The sequence below is a fragment of the Mesorhizobium sp. Root102 genome (genome assembly GCF_001425625.1).
GTDB lineage: Bacteria > Pseudomonadota > Alphaproteobacteria > Rhizobiales > Rhizobiaceae > Mesorhizobium.
Genome location: NZ_LMCP01000024.1, coordinates 22,663 through 37,673, shown reverse-complemented (window position 1 = coordinate 37,673; position 15,011 = coordinate 22,663). Strand labels below are relative to the sequence as shown.

Annotated in this window: 13 protein-coding genes; 2 read left to right on the top strand and 11 right to left on the bottom strand. The window is 63.6% G+C overall.

Annotated features, from left to right (window positions below):
* Positions 1–21: 21 nt before the first annotated feature.
* From ASD12_RS20665 to ASD12_RS20635, 7 genes are all read right to left on the bottom strand, one after another.
* Positions 22–429: a carboxymuconolactone decarboxylase family protein gene (locus tag ASD12_RS20665; RefSeq protein WP_056590301.1), complete on the bottom strand. Its 408-nt coding sequence runs from the start codon at positions 427–429 to the stop codon at positions 22–24.
* A gap of 285 nt (positions 430–714) precedes the next feature.
* The gene (locus ASD12_RS20660; protein ID WP_056590298.1) at positions 715–2,211 is read right to left on the bottom strand and encodes a sugar ABC transporter ATP-binding protein; all 1,497 of its coding nucleotides are present in this window, start codon (positions 2,209–2,211) and stop codon (positions 715–717) included.
* The gene (locus ASD12_RS20655; protein WP_056590294.1) at positions 2,211–3,266 is read right to left on the bottom strand and encodes a hypothetical protein; all 1,056 of its coding nucleotides are present in this window, start codon (positions 3,264–3,266) and stop codon (positions 2,211–2,213) included. The genes ASD12_RS20660 and ASD12_RS20655 overlap by 1 nt, the downstream gene beginning before the upstream one ends.
* Positions 3,263–5,386, bottom strand: coding sequence for an SMP-30/gluconolactonase/LRE family protein (locus tag ASD12_RS20650; RefSeq protein ID WP_056590291.1), 2,124 nt, complete (start codon positions 5,384–5,386; stop codon positions 3,263–3,265). The genes ASD12_RS20655 and ASD12_RS20650 overlap by 4 nt, the downstream gene beginning before the upstream one ends.
* A gap of 82 nt (positions 5,387–5,468) precedes the next feature.
* Positions 5,469–6,494 (bottom strand): sugar ABC transporter substrate-binding protein, encoded by a 1,026-nt coding sequence (locus tag ASD12_RS20645; protein ID WP_056590288.1) that lies wholly within the window; start codon positions 6,492–6,494, stop codon positions 5,469–5,471.
* 62 nt (positions 6,495–6,556) lie between these two features.
* On the bottom strand, positions 6,557–7,543 hold the full coding sequence (locus tag ASD12_RS20640; protein ID WP_056590285.1) for an ABC transporter permease: 987 nt from the start codon (positions 7,541–7,543) through the stop codon (positions 6,557–6,559).
* Between the two features lie 270 nt (positions 7,544–7,813).
* Positions 7,814–9,247: a DHA2 family efflux MFS transporter permease subunit gene (locus ASD12_RS20635; protein ID WP_056590283.1), complete on the bottom strand. Its 1,434-nt coding sequence runs from the start codon at positions 9,245–9,247 to the stop codon at positions 7,814–7,816.
* Between the two features lie 121 nt (positions 9,248–9,368).
* On the opposite strand from ASD12_RS20635, the gene ASD12_RS20630 reads away from it, so the two are divergent.
* Both ASD12_RS20630 and hutH read left to right on the top strand, forming a co-directional pair.
* The gene (locus ASD12_RS20630) at positions 9,369–10,370 is read left to right on the top strand and encodes an ornithine cyclodeaminase family protein (RefSeq protein WP_056590280.1); all 1,002 of its coding nucleotides are present in this window, start codon (positions 9,369–9,371) and stop codon (positions 10,368–10,370) included.
* The gene (hutH, locus tag ASD12_RS20625) at positions 10,367–11,848 is read left to right on the top strand and encodes a histidine ammonia-lyase (RefSeq protein ID WP_056590277.1); all 1,482 of its coding nucleotides are present in this window, start codon (positions 10,367–10,369) and stop codon (positions 11,846–11,848) included. The genes ASD12_RS20630 and hutH overlap by 4 nt, the downstream gene beginning before the upstream one ends.
* Before the next feature lie 9 nt (positions 11,849–11,857).
* On the opposite strand, the gene purU is transcribed toward hutH, so the two are convergent.
* Genes purU through ASD12_RS20605 form a run of 4 tightly spaced genes read right to left on the bottom strand, consistent with a single transcriptional unit; the run spans position 11,858 to position 14,979 of the window.
* Positions 11,858–12,736 (bottom strand): formyltetrahydrofolate deformylase, encoded by an 879-nt coding sequence (gene purU, locus ASD12_RS20620; RefSeq protein ID WP_056590273.1) that lies wholly within the window; start codon positions 12,734–12,736, stop codon positions 11,858–11,860.
* On the bottom strand, positions 12,733–13,533 hold the full coding sequence (locus ASD12_RS20615) for a 3-methyl-2-oxobutanoate hydroxymethyltransferase (protein WP_056590271.1): 801 nt from the start codon (positions 13,531–13,533) through the stop codon (positions 12,733–12,735). The genes purU and ASD12_RS20615 overlap by 4 nt, the downstream gene beginning before the upstream one ends.
* Positions 13,534–13,567: 34 nt before the next feature.
* Positions 13,568–13,882 (bottom strand): MocE family 2Fe-2S type ferredoxin, encoded by a 315-nt coding sequence (locus ASD12_RS20610; protein ID WP_056590268.1) that lies wholly within the window; start codon positions 13,880–13,882, stop codon positions 13,568–13,570.
* 17 nt (positions 13,883–13,899) lie between these two features.
* A complete protein-coding gene (locus ASD12_RS20605; RefSeq protein WP_056590349.1) occupies positions 13,900–14,979 on the bottom strand; it encodes a fatty acid desaturase family protein in 1,080 nt (359 codons plus the stop codon).
* Between the last annotated feature and the right edge of the window lie 32 nt (positions 14,980–15,011).

Genomic DNA, 15,011 nt, shown 5'->3' with positions numbered 1-15,011 from the left:
GGTCGGCGCACAGCCGCCTCGTCACTTCACCTCGAACTGCGGATCGACCGGGATCTGCAACGCCGTCACCATGTGGTTGGTCTGGCCGGCGAGCCCAATGATCGACACCAACTCGCCATGCTGGGCGTCGGTCATCCCCTTGGCACGAGCGGCGGCGGTATGCGAATGGACGCAGTAAGAGCAGCCATTGGCGGTCGACACGGCGATGTAGATCATCTCCTTGGTCAGCGGATCGATAGCGCTGTCAGTGACCATCACCACCTTCAGCTGTTCCCAGATCCGCTTCAGCGCCGGAGGATCGTTGGCCAACCCGCGCCAGAAATTGTTGACGAAATCGGATTTGCGCGTCGTGCGGATGTCGTCGAAGACGGCCTTCACGGCCGGGATTTTCTCCACCTCGGCATCGCTGAGAAGTCTTGTGGTCGCCATGGTTTTTCCCTTCGTGTGAATTGAATCAGGTCTTGAGCAATTGCGGTCAATTGTCGTGGATGATTCAGTTTTTGCAGGTCGGCGCCCCTAGCTTCCATTCCGTGACGCCTCTCCAAGGGTGCAGCGGAGCAGAATCCTGCACCCCTGCGACGCCTGGAAGTCGCGGCATGGATCCTCGGGTCTGCGCCGCGTCGCTGCGCTCCTTGCTCCGCCCGTGGATGACGAAAGGACTGACGTCTTCGCCAATTACCAACGTATGCGCACCGCCAGCCACCGCCTAGGAACCTAATGCACGGCCGCATACATGATCTTCTCCTCCGTCGCCTCGGCTGGCGAAAACTCCTCGACGATGCGGCCCTGGCGGCAGACCAGGATGCGGTCGGACAGGTTCATGATCTCAGGCAGGTAGGACGAGATGACGACGACGGCCAGGCCCTCATCGGCCAGCCTGTTGATGATCTGATGGATCTCGGCGATCGCGCCGACATCGACGCCGCGCGTCGGCTCGTCGAAGATGACGATGCGCGGCTTTTGCACCAGTCCCTTGCCGATCACCACCTTCTGCTGGTTGCCGCCGGACAGCTCGACCACACGCGCATTGTCGTTGATCGCCTTGATGTTCAGCGTCTTGGTCCACTCGGCCGAAAGCGTGCGCATCTCCTGCTGGTTGATCACCCAGGCCTTTTCGCGGCCCGCCGCCAGCAGCCCGCCGAACAGGTTCTCGGCGATGCCCATCGTCTCGAAGATGCCTTCGCTCTTGCGGTCCTCGGTGACATAGACGATGCCGTCGGCCACTGCCTCGCTCGGCACGAGGTAGCGCACCGGCCTGTCGTCTAGCTCGATGGCGCCGCCGCGCAGGAAATCGCGCTTGTAGATGCCGGAGACGATCTTGAACGTTTCGGTGCGGCCCGAGCCGATCAGCCCGAACACGCCGGTGATCTGGCCCTCGAAGATCGAGAAGGAGTTATTGCGCACGACATTGCTCATCGAGATGTCCTGCACCGACAGCACCTTCTTGCCAGCCTTGCGCAGCTTGGCTTCGTCACGCTGCCGGTAGATCTGCCCCGAAAGCGTACGCCCGACCATGGCGGCGACGATCCTGTCGCGGTCGAAGGCCGATGTATCGTCGGTGATCACAAGCTCGCCGTCGCGCAGGATGGTGATGCGGTCGGCAATCATCAGCGCCTCTTCCAGCGCGTGGCTGATGAAGACGATGGAAACGCCGCTCGCCTTCAGCCGGCGGATCAACGCGAAGAAGTGGCGCTTTTCTTCCGGCGTCAGCGTCGCCGTCGGCTCGTCGAAGATGATGATCTCGGCATTGTGGTGGACGGCGCGCGCGATCTCGACCATTTGCCGCTTGGCCGCGCCCAGCGTCGCCACCATCGCATTCGGATCGACCGGAAAATTCAGCGACTGCAGGAACTGCTGTGCTGAAATATACGTGCCGCGCAGTCGGTTGAGGAATTTTTCAGTACCGAGATAAAGGTTCTGCGCCACCGTCATCGACGGCACCAGGCTGGTTTCCTGAAACACCATGGCAATGCCGGCCTCGAGGGCGGCATGCGGCGAGGCGTAGGCGATCTCGGCGCCTTTGTGGAACATCTTGCCCGACGTGGCGTCGACCACGCCGGCGATGATCTTGGTCAGCGTCGATTTGCCGGCGCCGTTCTCGCCGAGCAGTGCGTGGATCTCGCCCTTGCGCAATTCGAAGCTGACATTCTTCACCGCGGGCACGCCGCGATAATTCTTGGTGACATTCTCCAGGCGGACGATCGGTTCCATCAAAACCCTCCCGACGCGAGGTCGATCGCCAGCACGCAATCGCCGCCCCTGGAGGCGACGAACAAAACGCCGTCCTTCTCGGCGACACTGCAGATGCCGTGACGCGTGCCGTTGGCGCGGCTGTGCAGGCTGAATTGCGGCTGCATCTTCTGGTCGAGCCTGACCACCAGCCCGTAGGAGCGGCTCGGCGACCATGGCTTGTGGATGCCCATGGTGCGGATGCCGCCGCATTGCAGCGGCTCGAGGAAGCTGCGGCTGGACGCCACTGCCGGCGCGATCCAGTAGGCCGGCGGCACCTGGCTCAGCATATCCTGCCTGTAATGCGTTTCCTGCAGCACGAATTCGATCAGCCGGTTGCGCGGCGCGAACAAGGTCAACCACGCCCCGCCATCGGCGGACGGCGACAGCCGCGCGGGATAACCGGGCAGATGCGCAAGAACCGTCGAGCGGCTGCCCGTCGCGCCATCGAAACGCACCAACTGATGACGCCAGCTTTCGCTGACCAGCACATCTTTGCCGACAGGATGCAGGCCATAGGGAAAGGTTATGTCGCCGGCCACCTTGCGGAAATCGCCGCCTGCCGTGTCCCGCTTCCAGAGCGAACCGGACGCGCCCTTCTTCATCAGATCGGCGGCCCATTGCGATGGAGCATGCTCGGCCGAGCCGTTGGCCAGCCACAGCGTGCCATCGTCGGCATAGGCAAGTGCGGTGATGCAGCGGATCTCCGCCGGCAGCGAAACCTCCCCGCCGGCAATCAGCAGCTTGCCACTTTCCAGCCCGACCGTCAGTTCGCCCGATGGCGACAGCGCCAGCGCGGTGATGGGAGAGGGAAACGTATCGACCACGGTTTGGGTCGCGCCGATAGCAATCGAGTGGATGGCATTGCCGCTGGAGGCCAGCAGCCGGTCACCGGGAGCCAGCAGATTGTCAGGCTCGGTCAGCTCGGCAAACGCAGGCGCATCATCCAGCCGCGTATTGGGACGGAAAGCGCCGTCGAGCGGCGGGATGGTCACTGCCTTGCCGCGAAACAGGTCGAGCACAGGATCGAGGATCATGGCTTTGCCCCCCAGTAGGAAGTGGGACTGGTCCAGTTCGGGTCGGCGCCTGAAATCTTGTAGCGGCCGATGCGGTTGTTGAGGATGCCGCCGACGAACAGAAAACCCTTGTGCTCGCGCATCGAGGTGACCATCGGGTGCGCACCACCCGTGAGGTCGCCCATCGCCTCGACGATGCCGCCCTTTTCGTTGAACTTCACCACGCCGCCAGTGTTGATGTTGGGGAACAGCCATTCATCCTGCGGCAGCCGCCGCGTCATGCGCTTGCGCATGTCGGGGTGGCGCAGCGACAGGTCGAAGCTCGGCGTGCGCATGCCCAGCCATGCCATCCAGTAATTGCCGTCGGAAGCACGGTTGATGTTGTCGGGATAGCCCGGCATGTCGCGGATGACGCATTCGGCGGTGCCGGCTTTCGGCCCCTCCAGCCAGTAGCGATGCACCCGGCAGGCCCAGCTTTCGGCGAAGAACAGCGACTTGCCGTCATGCGCCATGCACACGCCATTGGTGTAGCGGTAGCCGTCGAGCAGCGTTTTCGTCGAGCCGTCCTTCGGATCGTAGACCAGCAGCCGGCCGGTGGCGCGGTTCTCGATCGAATCCAGCGCCCAGTCATGCGCGTCGTAGCGCTTGGTAGAGTCGGTGAAATAGATGCGGCCGTCAGGTGCGATGTCGCAGTCGTTCGGGTCGCGCAAACGCGCATCGTCGACGATCGAGGTCCACGAACGTGACGTCTCGGCAGACAGGCGCTTCACTTCGCGCTCAGGCGAGACGGAATAGAGCCCCATGGCGCCGACGCAGCTGATCAGATTGCCGGATTTGTCGAGGGCCAGGCCGAGCGGAAAGCCGCCAATATGAGCAAACACTTCCGACCTGACATACCCAGGTGCAAAGAAGCGGACGATCTCGCCATGGCGCGTACCACAATAGAGATTGTCGTCGCGGTCGAGGATGACGTCTTCCGGCCCCTCCAACTCGCCAAGCCCGATATGGTCTGCCGCCGACAGCCGGTTGTCGAGTTCATAGGGCGTACCGGAGCCGGGCGCGGCCGACTGTGTCTCGCCCATCTTGAGATAGACCGGCGCGACATAGACCTCGTTCAGCACCTTGTGGCGGTTCTTCAGCCAGCGGATGTCGATGGTCACCGCCACCGCCAGCATGATGCCGAGCACCATCTGGTTGGTGCCGGTGCCGTAACCCAGCCGGATCAGTCCGTTGGTCATGGTCAAGACGATGATGGCGCCCATCAGCCCCTTGATCACCGAGCCGCGCCCGCCGCCGAGACTGACTCCGCCGACTACTGCCGCCGTCAGCGCCATGATCTCGAGGTTGAGGCCGGTGCCCGGCCCTGCCCCGCTCAAGCGGCATGCGATGAGGAAGCCGCCGATCGAGGCACAGAAGCCGGAAAAGACATAAGTCATGAACACCGTGCGGCGCACGCGAATGCCGGCATTGTGCGCCGAGCGCCTGGAACCGCCGACCGCCAGCACATGCCAGCCCGGCCGCGAGCGCGTCAGCGCGATGTGGGTAATGATGGCCAGGATGATCGCCAGCCACACCGAGACGGAGAGCCCCCAGAAGGTGCTATCGCCAATGAAGTCGAGCACATCGGATGTGGCAGTCGAAAGCTGCACGTCGGCGGCATAGGTGGTGACCAGGATGTCGAACAGCGCCCGTCCGAAAATGAAGGTGACCAGCGTGGTCAGAAAGGCACGCAGCCTGAGATAGCCGACGAGGTAGCCGTTGATGGCGCCGAAGACGAGGCCGGTGGTGAGCGACGCGGCCAGCGCCAGCCAGATCGACTGTTCGAGGATGAAGAAGACGTAGACGGCGGAGAAGCAGGACAGCGCGAAGATCGAGCCGACCGACAGGTCGATGCCGCCGCCCAGCATCACCACCGTCATGCCGGTGACGACCATCGAGAACTCGCCGAGCTGGCGGGTCGATTCCTGCAGTGCGGTCAGCTTGAAGAAGCCGGGAATGACCGAGCCGAAGGTCGCCAGTGTCACCACCAGTGCCAGGAACGGAATGGCGTTGTCGGTCCAGCGTTTGGTCAGGATCTCGCCGACGACATGGTCGGGCACGAGATTGTAGCGCCAGGAGTGGAGGCGTTCGCGAACGGACATCGGCTGCTGCTATTCCATGAGGGAGCGAGGTGACCGGATCCTTCCGGCCACCTCGCTTATACTTCAGTCGAAAAAGTACGGCTTATTTCGCCGCCGCTTCAGCCTGCAGCGCCTTCAGGTCCCAGCAGCTGTCGGGCTTGAGGTCCGCCTTGGTCGTCGCCTTCTCCAGCGTGTAGATGTAGGTGTGCGAGGTGCCCGCCGGCTGGCCGCTCTGCAGCAGGAACTTGATGATGGCGTTCATGTCGCCCGACTGGCGGGCAAGATCGGTCATCACCACGGCGCCATAGGTGCCGTCCTGCAGCTTGTCGCAGTCGGCGGCCTTCTCGCCGCCGCCGGTGGTGACCAGGAACACCTTGCCATCGAGCTTGGCGTCGCGGATCGCGGCGGATGCGCCGGTAGCGTCACCATCCCAGAAATCAATGATCGAGCAGATATCCGGGTTCTGCTGCAGCATCGTCGTCGTCACGTTGCGCGAAGTCGTCGCATCCCAGTTGGAGTCGGGCTTGGCCACCACCTTGAAGTCGGGATGCTTGTCCAGAACCTTCATGATGCCGGCATACTGATAAAGGCTGGAAGAGTTGGCCTGGTCGCCCTGCACGAGGCCGATCTTCTTCGACGAGTTTTCGCCGCAGCCCTTGATCGCCGCTTCGGCCTCGAGCTGGCCAAGCCGATCCCAGTCGCTGCCGACGAAGGCGTCGGCCGGGAAGTTGGCGGGATTGTCGACCAGGATGACGTAGGTGCCGGCGGCCTGCGCCTTCTTCATCAGCTTGGAATAGGAGTTGAGGTCGGGTGCATGGATGATCAGCACATCCGGCCTGGTGTCCGAGGAGATGGCGTCCGTGATCGCCTGCGCGCCGGCATCGACGACCCAGTTCGGATCGCGCGTTTCGAACACGCCGCCCCAGGCCTCGACTTCGGTCTTCAGGTAGTGCGCCCAGCCCTGCGCCAGGTCGAAGCCCATCGCCAGAGGCACCAGCATCACGCGCTTGCCTTTGAGCGCCTGCGCGTAAGCCGCCGGGCCCGGATCGTCGGCGGCGAAGGTTGGCGCCACGAAGGCGGTGACGGCGAGTGCCGTGGCGGCGGCCATCAATGTCCTGATGAATTTCATGTCAGATCCTCTCGTTTCGATTTTCATTGCCGGTCGATCGGGATGGATCGGGCCGGGTACCCCTAGATGTCGCCTTGCTGGGCGGTCTGCTCGTCACGTGGATTGATGATACCGTCGACGATGATCGCGCCGAGCAGGATCGCCGCCTTGATCAGGTTCTGGTAGAGCAGCGGAATGTCGATGATGGTCATGGCGTTGAGCAGGATGCCGATCAGCGCCGCACCAACCAACACGTTGCGCACCCCGCCGCGCCCGCCGGACAGGCCGATGCCGCCGATCACCGCCACCAGCACGATGTCGTAGAGCAGCGTCGAATTGACGACGCGGGTGTTGATCGAATGCAGGCTGGCCGCCGTCAGCAAGCCGGCGATCAGTGCGACGAACGCTGAAAGCACGTAGCGCAGCACCAGCATCGGCCGCACCGGAATGCCGATGTTGCGCGCGGCCACCGGATTGTCGCCGGCGAAGTAGATGTAGCGGCCCCATTTGGTGTAGCGCAGGAACAGGAAGAACAGGAACGCCAGTCCGGCGAAGACGAACACTTCGATGGGAATATCGAGGAAGCGCAGGCCGCCGAGCAGCTCGACCCAATGGCCCTGCGGCACCGGCACGGCATCCTGCGTGATCAGCTGCGAGCGCACATAGCCGAAGACGAAAGAGCCTGTCGCCAGCGTCACGAAGATCGCCGGCACATCGGCGTAGGCGACGAGAAAGCCGTTGAGCAGGCCGACGGCCAGCACGCCAGCCAGCACATAGGCGAAGGCCAGCCCATCCGGCGTGCCCGAGTTCAGCAGTTGCAGATACCAGGCGACCGACATCGCCATGATCGCCACCGCCGACAGGTCGATTCCTCGGCCGATAATGACGACGGCCATGCCGAGCGCCAGTATGCCGAGCACCGACACCGAACGCACAATAGCGACAAGGTTGTTGGCATCGATGAAGCCCGGCAGGCCGATGGCAGCGGCAACGAACAGCACCACCGCGATGGCAAAGACAATGCCTTCCTGATTCAGGCTCCTGAAATTCGGCCAGCCGATCGTGTTCATGTCTGCGTTTGCCCCGATGGCAGCGCTGCCATCCCTGGGAAGAAAGCTAATCGGCTCAGTGCCGGTTCGTCAAATGAATCCGCGTTCAAAACCTGGGCTTGCAACGATATTCATCGAGTGGACGCATCGATTGCCGAAGCTGGCGCAATGCGTGGAAAACTCTGCGCTTTTGGCAATCGGTTGCGCCAATGCGGCCGCTCGCGAAAGCGTTGCACCAAGGCGAAAGGACAAGACGGAATTTATCTCCGTATCAGGCGGAAAAAATCGATCTCAATTCCCCGGCGCGTGGCCGGAAACTTCGGCGCCCGCACCCGGCGGCAGCCCGAGAAAACGCAACGCCGCCACCAGCCCGATGGCGCCGAACACCAGGAAGGCTACTCGAAAATCGACGAGGTCGAGAGCGGGCCGGTCCCTGGCGATCTGCGACAGATTGAGGATCGCCGCCGCCACCGCCACGCCGAACAGCATCGCCACCTGCTGCAGCATGGAGGACAGCGTCGCCGCCGAACTGCGCCGCGCCGCATCGATATCGGCGAAGGCCAGTGTGTTGAGTGCCGTGAACTGCATCGAGCGCGACAGGCCGGCGATCAGCATCAGCGCCACCACCAGCGCTTGTGGCGTCTGTGGCGAGATCGCCGCGCAGGCCATGATCGCCGCCGAGGCGATCAGGCCGTTGACGACCAGCACCGACCGGAAGCCGAAGCGGCGCAGCGTCGGCGTAGTCACCGTCTTCATGCCGAGATTGCCGAGGAAATAGGCAAGGATCATCATGCCGGCGTCGACGGGGCTCAGACCAAAGCCGACCTGGAACAGCAGCGGCAACAGGAATGGCGTGGCGTTGATCGCCACCCGGAAAATGGTGCCGGCGGCAAGTGTCGATATGGCGAAGGTCAGCACCTTGAACGAGGAGAGATCGAGCAGCGGATGCCGCGCGCGCCGCAGATGCCGCACCGCCAGCCAGCCGATGACGATGCCGGCCGCGATCAGCAACACCGTCGGCAGCACGGCCTCCTCGGGATGCGCGATGCGCTCGAGGCCGTAGAGCAGCAGAGCGAGCCCAGCCGATGTCAGCACGAAGCCCGGCCAGTCCAGCGGCTTGGGATCGGCCTCGCGGTCGCCCGGAATGAAGCGGGCGACCAGCGCCAGACCGATCACGCCGAGCGGGATGTTGATGAAGAAATTCCAGTGCCAAGACAGATAGGTGGTGATGAAACCGCCAAGCACAGGTCCGACCACTGGCGCGAACAGCGCCGGCCAGGTGATCAGGGCCGTAGCGTTCAGCAGCTCCGACTTCGACGCGTTGCGCAAGACGAGGATGCGCCCGACCGGCGTCATCAGCGCGCTGCCGAGCCCCTGCACGACACGTGCGGCGACGAACTGGGTCAGGTTTTGCGAGAAGCCGCAGGCGAGCGACGCCAGCGTGAACAGGACGATCGCCAGCAGGAAGATGTTGCGCGCGCCGAACCGGTCGGCAAGCCAGCCCGACAGTGGCACGAGTACCGCCATGGTCAGCATGTAGACGGTGATGCCGATGCTCATTGCCACCGCCGACACGCCGAAGGACTCCCCCATCTGCGGCAGCGAGGTCGAGATGATCGTCGAATCCAACAACTGCATGAAGAAGGCGATGGCGACGATCAGCGCCACGCGCCGCGCATTGCTGGCCGTTTCGGGTAAGGCTTCGGTGTTGGGAATGGCAGTCATGACGGAACCGGTTTGAACCGCATTTGGCCGGCCGCGTCCAGAGATAGCGCAACAAACTTTCGTGTCGCGCGGCGGCCTGCTATGGGATGAACGGGGTGTCCGAGGAAAGTGTAGGCGTCAAATGAAGCCCATCTATATCGACTACCTCAATGCCCTCGACATCGATGCCCTTGCCATGACCGATGCTGAAATCATTGCCGCCGTCGAGGCTGGCCTGGTGGCGCAAGGCAGGGGCGAGACGGTGATCGAGCCGCGCGTCCATCTCGAGCCGGACCCGTCCTTCCACGGTCATTTCAATGTCTTGCGCGGCTACGTCGCGCCGCTCGACACAGCCGGCGTCAAGATCGTCGGCGACTATGTCGACAACTACCTGCATGGCCTGCCTTCCGAATTCGGCATCCTCAATCTGTTCGATCCACGCACGGGCACACCGCGCGCCATCCTCGACGCCACCGTCATCACCGACATGCGCACCGGCGCCGTCACCGCCATCGGCGCCAAGCATCTGGCGCGCAAGAATTCAAGGGTGCTGGCCCACATCGGCGCGCGCGGCACCGCCTACTGGAATGTGCGCCTGCTCGACCATCTCTTCGACTTCGACGAGATCCGCGTCCATTCGCGCCGGCCGGAAAGCCGCGACAGTTTTGCCGCCAAACTCTCCGCCGATCTCGGCAAGACAGTGACGGCGGTGGCCGACTGGAAAAGCTGCATCGACGGCGCCGACATCGTCGTCGAGGCCTCGCGGCTGCCGGAGCCGCAGCCATTACTGAAGACGGAATGGATCAAGCCGGGCGCGCTGGTCGTGCCCTATGGCACGATGAGCGCGGTGGAACTGTCGCTGACCGACATCATGCAGAAGATAGTCGTCGACGATTGGGGCCAGTGCAAGGGCGGCAAGTTCGGCTCGCTGCGCGCCCATGTGGAGACCGGGCGGCTGAGCGAAAAGACGCTGCATGCCGAGCTCGGCCAGGTTGCCGCCGGTCTCAAGGCCGGGCGTGAAAGCGACGACGAAACGATCCTGTTCTGGCACCGCGGCCTGTCGCTGTCCGACATTGCACTCGGCAAGGCGATGCTGGCCAAGGCGCAGGCGCAAGGCATCGGCCAGAGGCTGCGCTTCGCATGACCGCGCTCGTCCTCACCGGAGCCGGCGTCGCCGTTAGCGATGTCGCTGCGGTCGCCCGCGATGGTCGCAAGGTGGAAATAGGACCCGATGTCATCGGCAGGCTCGAGAAGGCGCGAAAAGTGCTCGACCAGGCTGCCGCGTCCGGCCAGCAGATCTACGGCCTCAACACCGGGCTCGGCGCCAATCTCGGTACCGCTGTAGAGGGCGACGCCAGCACCTTCCAGCGCCAGTTGCTGGAAGGGCGCAGCGGCGCGGTCGGCGAAGCGTTGCCGGTCGAGGCCGTTCGCGCAACCATGGTCGCGCGTGCGGCGATGCTGTCGGTTGGCGGGTCCGGCCTTTCACCCTCCGTCTTCGTCGCTTTGGTCGATACGCTCAATGCCGGCGTCCATCCGGTGATGCCGTCGCTCGGCTCGATCGGCGCCGGCGATCTGGTGCTGATGACAGCACTTGCCCGCATGCTCTCCGGCGAAGGCGAAGCAGACTATCAGGGCCGTCGCATGCCGGCGGCCAAGGCGCTGATGATGGCTCGCCTCGCCCCCATCAGCCTGGCGCCCAAGGACGGGCTATCGCTGATCAACGCATCGGCGGTGTCCGCCGGCAGCGGCGCACTTGCGGTGACGGAGGCGCTGTCCGCCCTTGCCCAGCAACAGCAGGCCGGCGCTCTGACCATGGAAAGCGTCGGTGCCAACCGCACCGTCCTCGACCCGCGCCTGCATATGGCGCGTCCGGCGGCTGGCCAGCAGGAAGCAGCCAAGGCGCTGCACGATCTGCTTGCCCGAGACGAGGCGCCAGCGCCGACCACCTTGCAGGATCCGCTGTCGATCCGCTGTATGCCGTCGATCCATGGCGCGCTGATCGAGGCAATCGGCCAGGCGAGACGTGCCGTCGAGATCGAGTTGAACGCCGCCGCCGACAATCCGCTGGTGCTGGGTGATGATGAACTGGTTCTGTCGACCGGCAATTTCCACACCGCCGCACTGTCGCTCGCCTTCGAGACGCTCGGCTTGGCAATTGCCCAATGTGCGGCGGCGAGCGCCGCCCGCTTCATCCAGCTCACCGGTTCGGGCCGCAATGGCCTGCCGAAATACCTGTCGCCGGTTGGCGGCGCCTCGGCCGGCTTCGTGCCCTTGCAGAAGACGGTAACTGGGATCCTTGCCGCCATCCGCCACAAGGCCAATCCGGTCATGCTCGACTTCCTGGCCGTGTCGGAAGGCGTCGAGGATCACGCCACGCAGACACCTCTCGCGGTCGCGAAATGCGCCGGGATGATCGCGCTGTGGCGCCGCCTGATCGCCTTTGAATTGATGGCAGCCGCGCAGGCGGTCGATCTGCACGACGGTTTCACGCCGGCGCCACGCACCGCCGCAATACACACGGCAATACGCGCGCTGGTCCCGACGCTGAAGGAGGACCGGCCGCTCGGCATCGACGCCGAGGCGCTTTACGCCGCGCTTGCCGGCGGAAGCTGGCCGGCCTGACGCGGCTTCTCAGAAGACGACGGTCTTGTGGCCGTTGAGCATGACGCGGGCTTCGAGATGCAACTTGACGGCGCGCGCCAGCACCCGGCTTTCGATGTCGCGCCCGACAGCGACGAAATCCTCGGCGCTCATCGCATGAGTAACGCGTTCGGTCTCCTGATCGATGATCGGGCCCTCGTCGAGGTCGGAGGTGACGTAATGCGCCGTCGCGCCGATCAGCTTGACGCCGCGGTCGAAAGCCTGGTGGTACGGCTTGGCGCCCTTGAAGCTCGGCAGGAAGGAATGGTGGATGTTGATTGCCCGTCCAAACAACCGGTCCGACAGGCCTTTCGAAAAGACCTGCATGTAGCGCGCCAGGATGACCAGTTCCGCCCCCGTCCGATGCACCAGGTCCAGCAGCCTCTGTTCCTGTTCGACCTTGTTTTCCCTGGTGGTCGGCCAATGGTGGTAGGGGATGCCTTCCATCTCGGCGAAGCGGCGGGCATCCTCGTGATTGGAGACGATGGCGGCAACCTCCGCGTTCAGCCAGCCGACCCTGATCTGGTAGAGCAGATGGAGAAGCGCGTGGTCGAACTTGGAGACCATGACGATGATCTTCGGGCGGCGCCCCTGATCGACCAGCGCGGTCTTCATGCCGAAGCGATCGACGCTTGATTTCAGCGCCCGTTCCAGACTTTCCTTGGTCGAGCCCGGCGGGCTGATGAAGGCGATCCGCATGAAAAAGCGATTGGTCTGCCGGTCCCAGAACTGGCTGCTCTCGGCGATGTTGGCGCCGTTCGCGGCAAGCTCCGCCGTGACGGCGGCGACGACCCCCGGCCGGTCCTCGCAGGAAAGGGTAAGAATATGAACCGGAGCCTCGCCCGTCGCATCATTGTCTTGAGATTTCACGCCCCGTCGACCCTCTTCATGAACAGGCTGAGCTCAGCCGGGTCCATATGCACCACATGCTTGTCCTCGGGATATGCGCCGCTGTTCACATCGGCGACATATTCGGAGAACGCAGCGATGCGCTCGGCCTGCAAACGATCAAATTCGGCGGCGAAATTGCGATAGACCTTGGAGTGGCGGGGCATGTGGCCACGGTTCTGGCCGAGGATGTCGTCGGCGAACAGATACTGCGCGTCGCAGCCGGTGCCCGCCCCCATCGACAGCATGATCAGCGATGTCCGTTCCGAGATCGCCTTGGCCACCTCGACCGGCACGACCTCGATTTCGGCGCCGATGGCGCCGGCCGCCTCCAGCTGCTTTACCGCCGCGAAGACCTCCATGGCGGTATCGGCGGTCTTGCCGACAGCCTTGAAGCCGCCGGTCCAGGTCGCGCGGGAAGGAATGAGGCCGACATGGCCAATCACCGGTATGGCATCGTCCGCCATCCGCTTGATCGTGGCGTAGCCAGCGCTGCAATAGACCGCGTCGGCACCGGCCTTGTAGAGCCGGAAGGCCCAGCGTACGAAATCGTCCGCCGTGCCGATCTCGAAGAAATTGTCTCCCGGCATGGTGAACAGGCTGGGTGCTGCGTCGCGGTACTCAGGGTTGAGCACCAGTTCGGGCGGCACCGAGACGATGTCGACCCCTGCCCGCTCGGCAGCCTCGGCTTCGTCCATCGTCAGCACGCGCAGCATGGTCAGCTGGCGCTTGCCCTTCATGGCGCGCAAATCCGCGACGGTCGGTCTTTTTCGGCTCATCGAATGGGTTCCCTCTGTTACATGCTGCGGCAGGTCAGCCGATCTGGACCATCACTTTGCCGGCCTCGACCTTCACCGGATAGGTCGCGAGATTGACGCATACCGGCGCACCTTTGGCGGCACCAGTCTTATAGTTGAAGCGGCCATTGTGCTTGGGGCATTCGATGATGTCGTCCATCACCAGCCCATCGGCCAGATGCGCCTTCTCATGCGTGCAGTAGCCGTCGGTGGCGAAATATTCGTCATCCGGGCTGCGATAGATGGCGAAGGTGCGTCCGCCGTGATCGAAGCGGATGACATCCTCTTCCTCGACATCATCGACGCCACACGCTTCAACCCAGTCGGCCATCTGTTTCTCCTGCAACTCTATTCCGCCGCCGGCACGGCCAGCGCGTGGAATTCCTCCCGGTACGGCCGCGCCGTCGGCGGCAGCTCGCGCTTGAGGAAATAGTCCTCGTACTGGAACTGCTTGATCAGCACCGGCCAGACCTCGCGATAGGCATGCCACATCGATGGATTCGGCTCCGGCAGATCGTGCTTGATCAGTTCGTGCAGCCTCGGCAGCGCGTGATAGGGCACCATCGGGAACATGTGATGTTCGACATGATAGTTCATGTTCCAGTAGATGAAGCGGCTGATCGGGTTCATGTATACGGTGCGCGTGTTCAGCCGGTGGTCAGTGACGTTGTCGGCGAGGCCGATATGCTGCAGCAGGCCGGTCAGTACCATGTGCCAGCTGCCATAGAGGCGCGGCAGGCCAATCAGGACCAGCGGCAGCAACGACCACAGGTACAGCGCCAGCGCCATCGCCGCGACATAGATGGCGATATGCCAGCGCGCGGCGGTGACCACCTTGCGCAGCTCCATCTCGGGGATGAAACTCCTTTCGTCGGGCGAGATGCCGCCGAACGCATTGCGCACCAGCGTCGGCAGCGAATAGCGGAAATCGAGAATGCCGGTGAAGGCGAGTGCGGCGCGCAGCAGGTCCGGCGGACGCATCACCGCGATCTCGGCATCACGGCCCACGATGATCGTATCGGTGTGATGGCGTGCATGGCTCCAGCGCCAGGTCACCGGATTGCGCATCAGCATGAAGCTGGCGATCTGGTAGACGACATCATTCATCCAGCGCGTACGGAAAGCGGTGCCGTGGCCGCATTCATGCCAGCGCGAGTCGCTGGAGGAGCCGTAGAGCACGCCATAGACAAGCAGGAACGGCACCACCCACCACGTACCCCAGAACCAGATGATGCCGGCGGCCGAGCCCAGTATGGCAACGATCCAGATGATCGTGTCGCGGATCGCCGGCCCGTCGGAGCGTTGCATCAGCTCCTTCATCGCCTTGCGCGCGACGTCGGTGTGATACCATTCGGCCGAGGCCAGTCCCGTCTCGATGGCGATGCGTGTGCTTTCTCCGACCAGGCTGTAGTCGCGCTTTTTTGCCATCACATCGACCTCCGATATCCGGCCCGCCAGCC

What these genes read in the sequence shown, in the direction of transcription:
- ASD12_RS20665 (WP_056590301.1), bottom strand. Translation starts at nt 429, where the DNA reads ATGGCGACCACAAGACTTCTCAGCGATGCCGAGGTGGAGAAAATCCCG.
- ASD12_RS20660 (WP_056590298.1), bottom strand. Translation starts at nt 2,211, where the DNA reads ATGGAACCGATCGTCCGCCTGGAGAATGTCACCAAGAATTATCGCGGC.
- ASD12_RS20655 (WP_056590294.1), bottom strand. Translation starts at nt 3,266, where the DNA reads ATGATCCTCGATCCTGTGCTCGACCTGTTTCGCGGCAAGGCAGTGACC.
- ASD12_RS20650 (WP_056590291.1), bottom strand. Translation starts at nt 5,386, where the DNA reads ATGTCCGTTCGCGAACGCCTCCACTCCTGGCGCTACAATCTCGTGCCC.
- ASD12_RS20645 (WP_056590288.1), bottom strand. Translation starts at nt 6,494, where the DNA reads ATGAAATTCATCAGGACATTGATGGCCGCCGCCACGGCACTCGCCGTC.
- ASD12_RS20640 (WP_056590285.1), bottom strand. Translation starts at nt 7,543, where the DNA reads ATGAACACGATCGGCTGGCCGAATTTCAGGAGCCTGAATCAGGAAGGC.
- ASD12_RS20635 (WP_056590283.1), bottom strand. Translation starts at nt 9,247, where the DNA reads ATGACTGCCATTCCCAACACCGAAGCCTTACCCGAAACGGCCAGCAAT.
- ASD12_RS20630 (WP_056590280.1), top strand. Translation starts at nt 9,369, where the DNA reads ATGAAGCCCATCTATATCGACTACCTCAATGCCCTCGACATCGATGCC.
- hutH (WP_056590277.1), top strand. Translation starts at nt 10,367, where the DNA reads ATGACCGCGCTCGTCCTCACCGGAGCCGGCGTCGCCGTTAGCGATGTC.
- ASD12_RS20615 (WP_056590271.1), bottom strand. Translation starts at nt 13,533, where the DNA reads ATGAGCCGAAAAAGACCGACCGTCGCGGATTTGCGCGCCATGAAGGGC.
- ASD12_RS20610 (WP_056590268.1), bottom strand. Translation starts at nt 13,882, where the DNA reads ATGGCCGACTGGGTTGAAGCGTGTGGCGTCGATGATGTCGAGGAAGAG.
- ASD12_RS20605 (WP_056590349.1), bottom strand. Translation starts at nt 14,979, where the DNA reads ATGGCAAAAAAGCGCGACTACAGCCTGGTCGGAGAAAGCACACGCATC.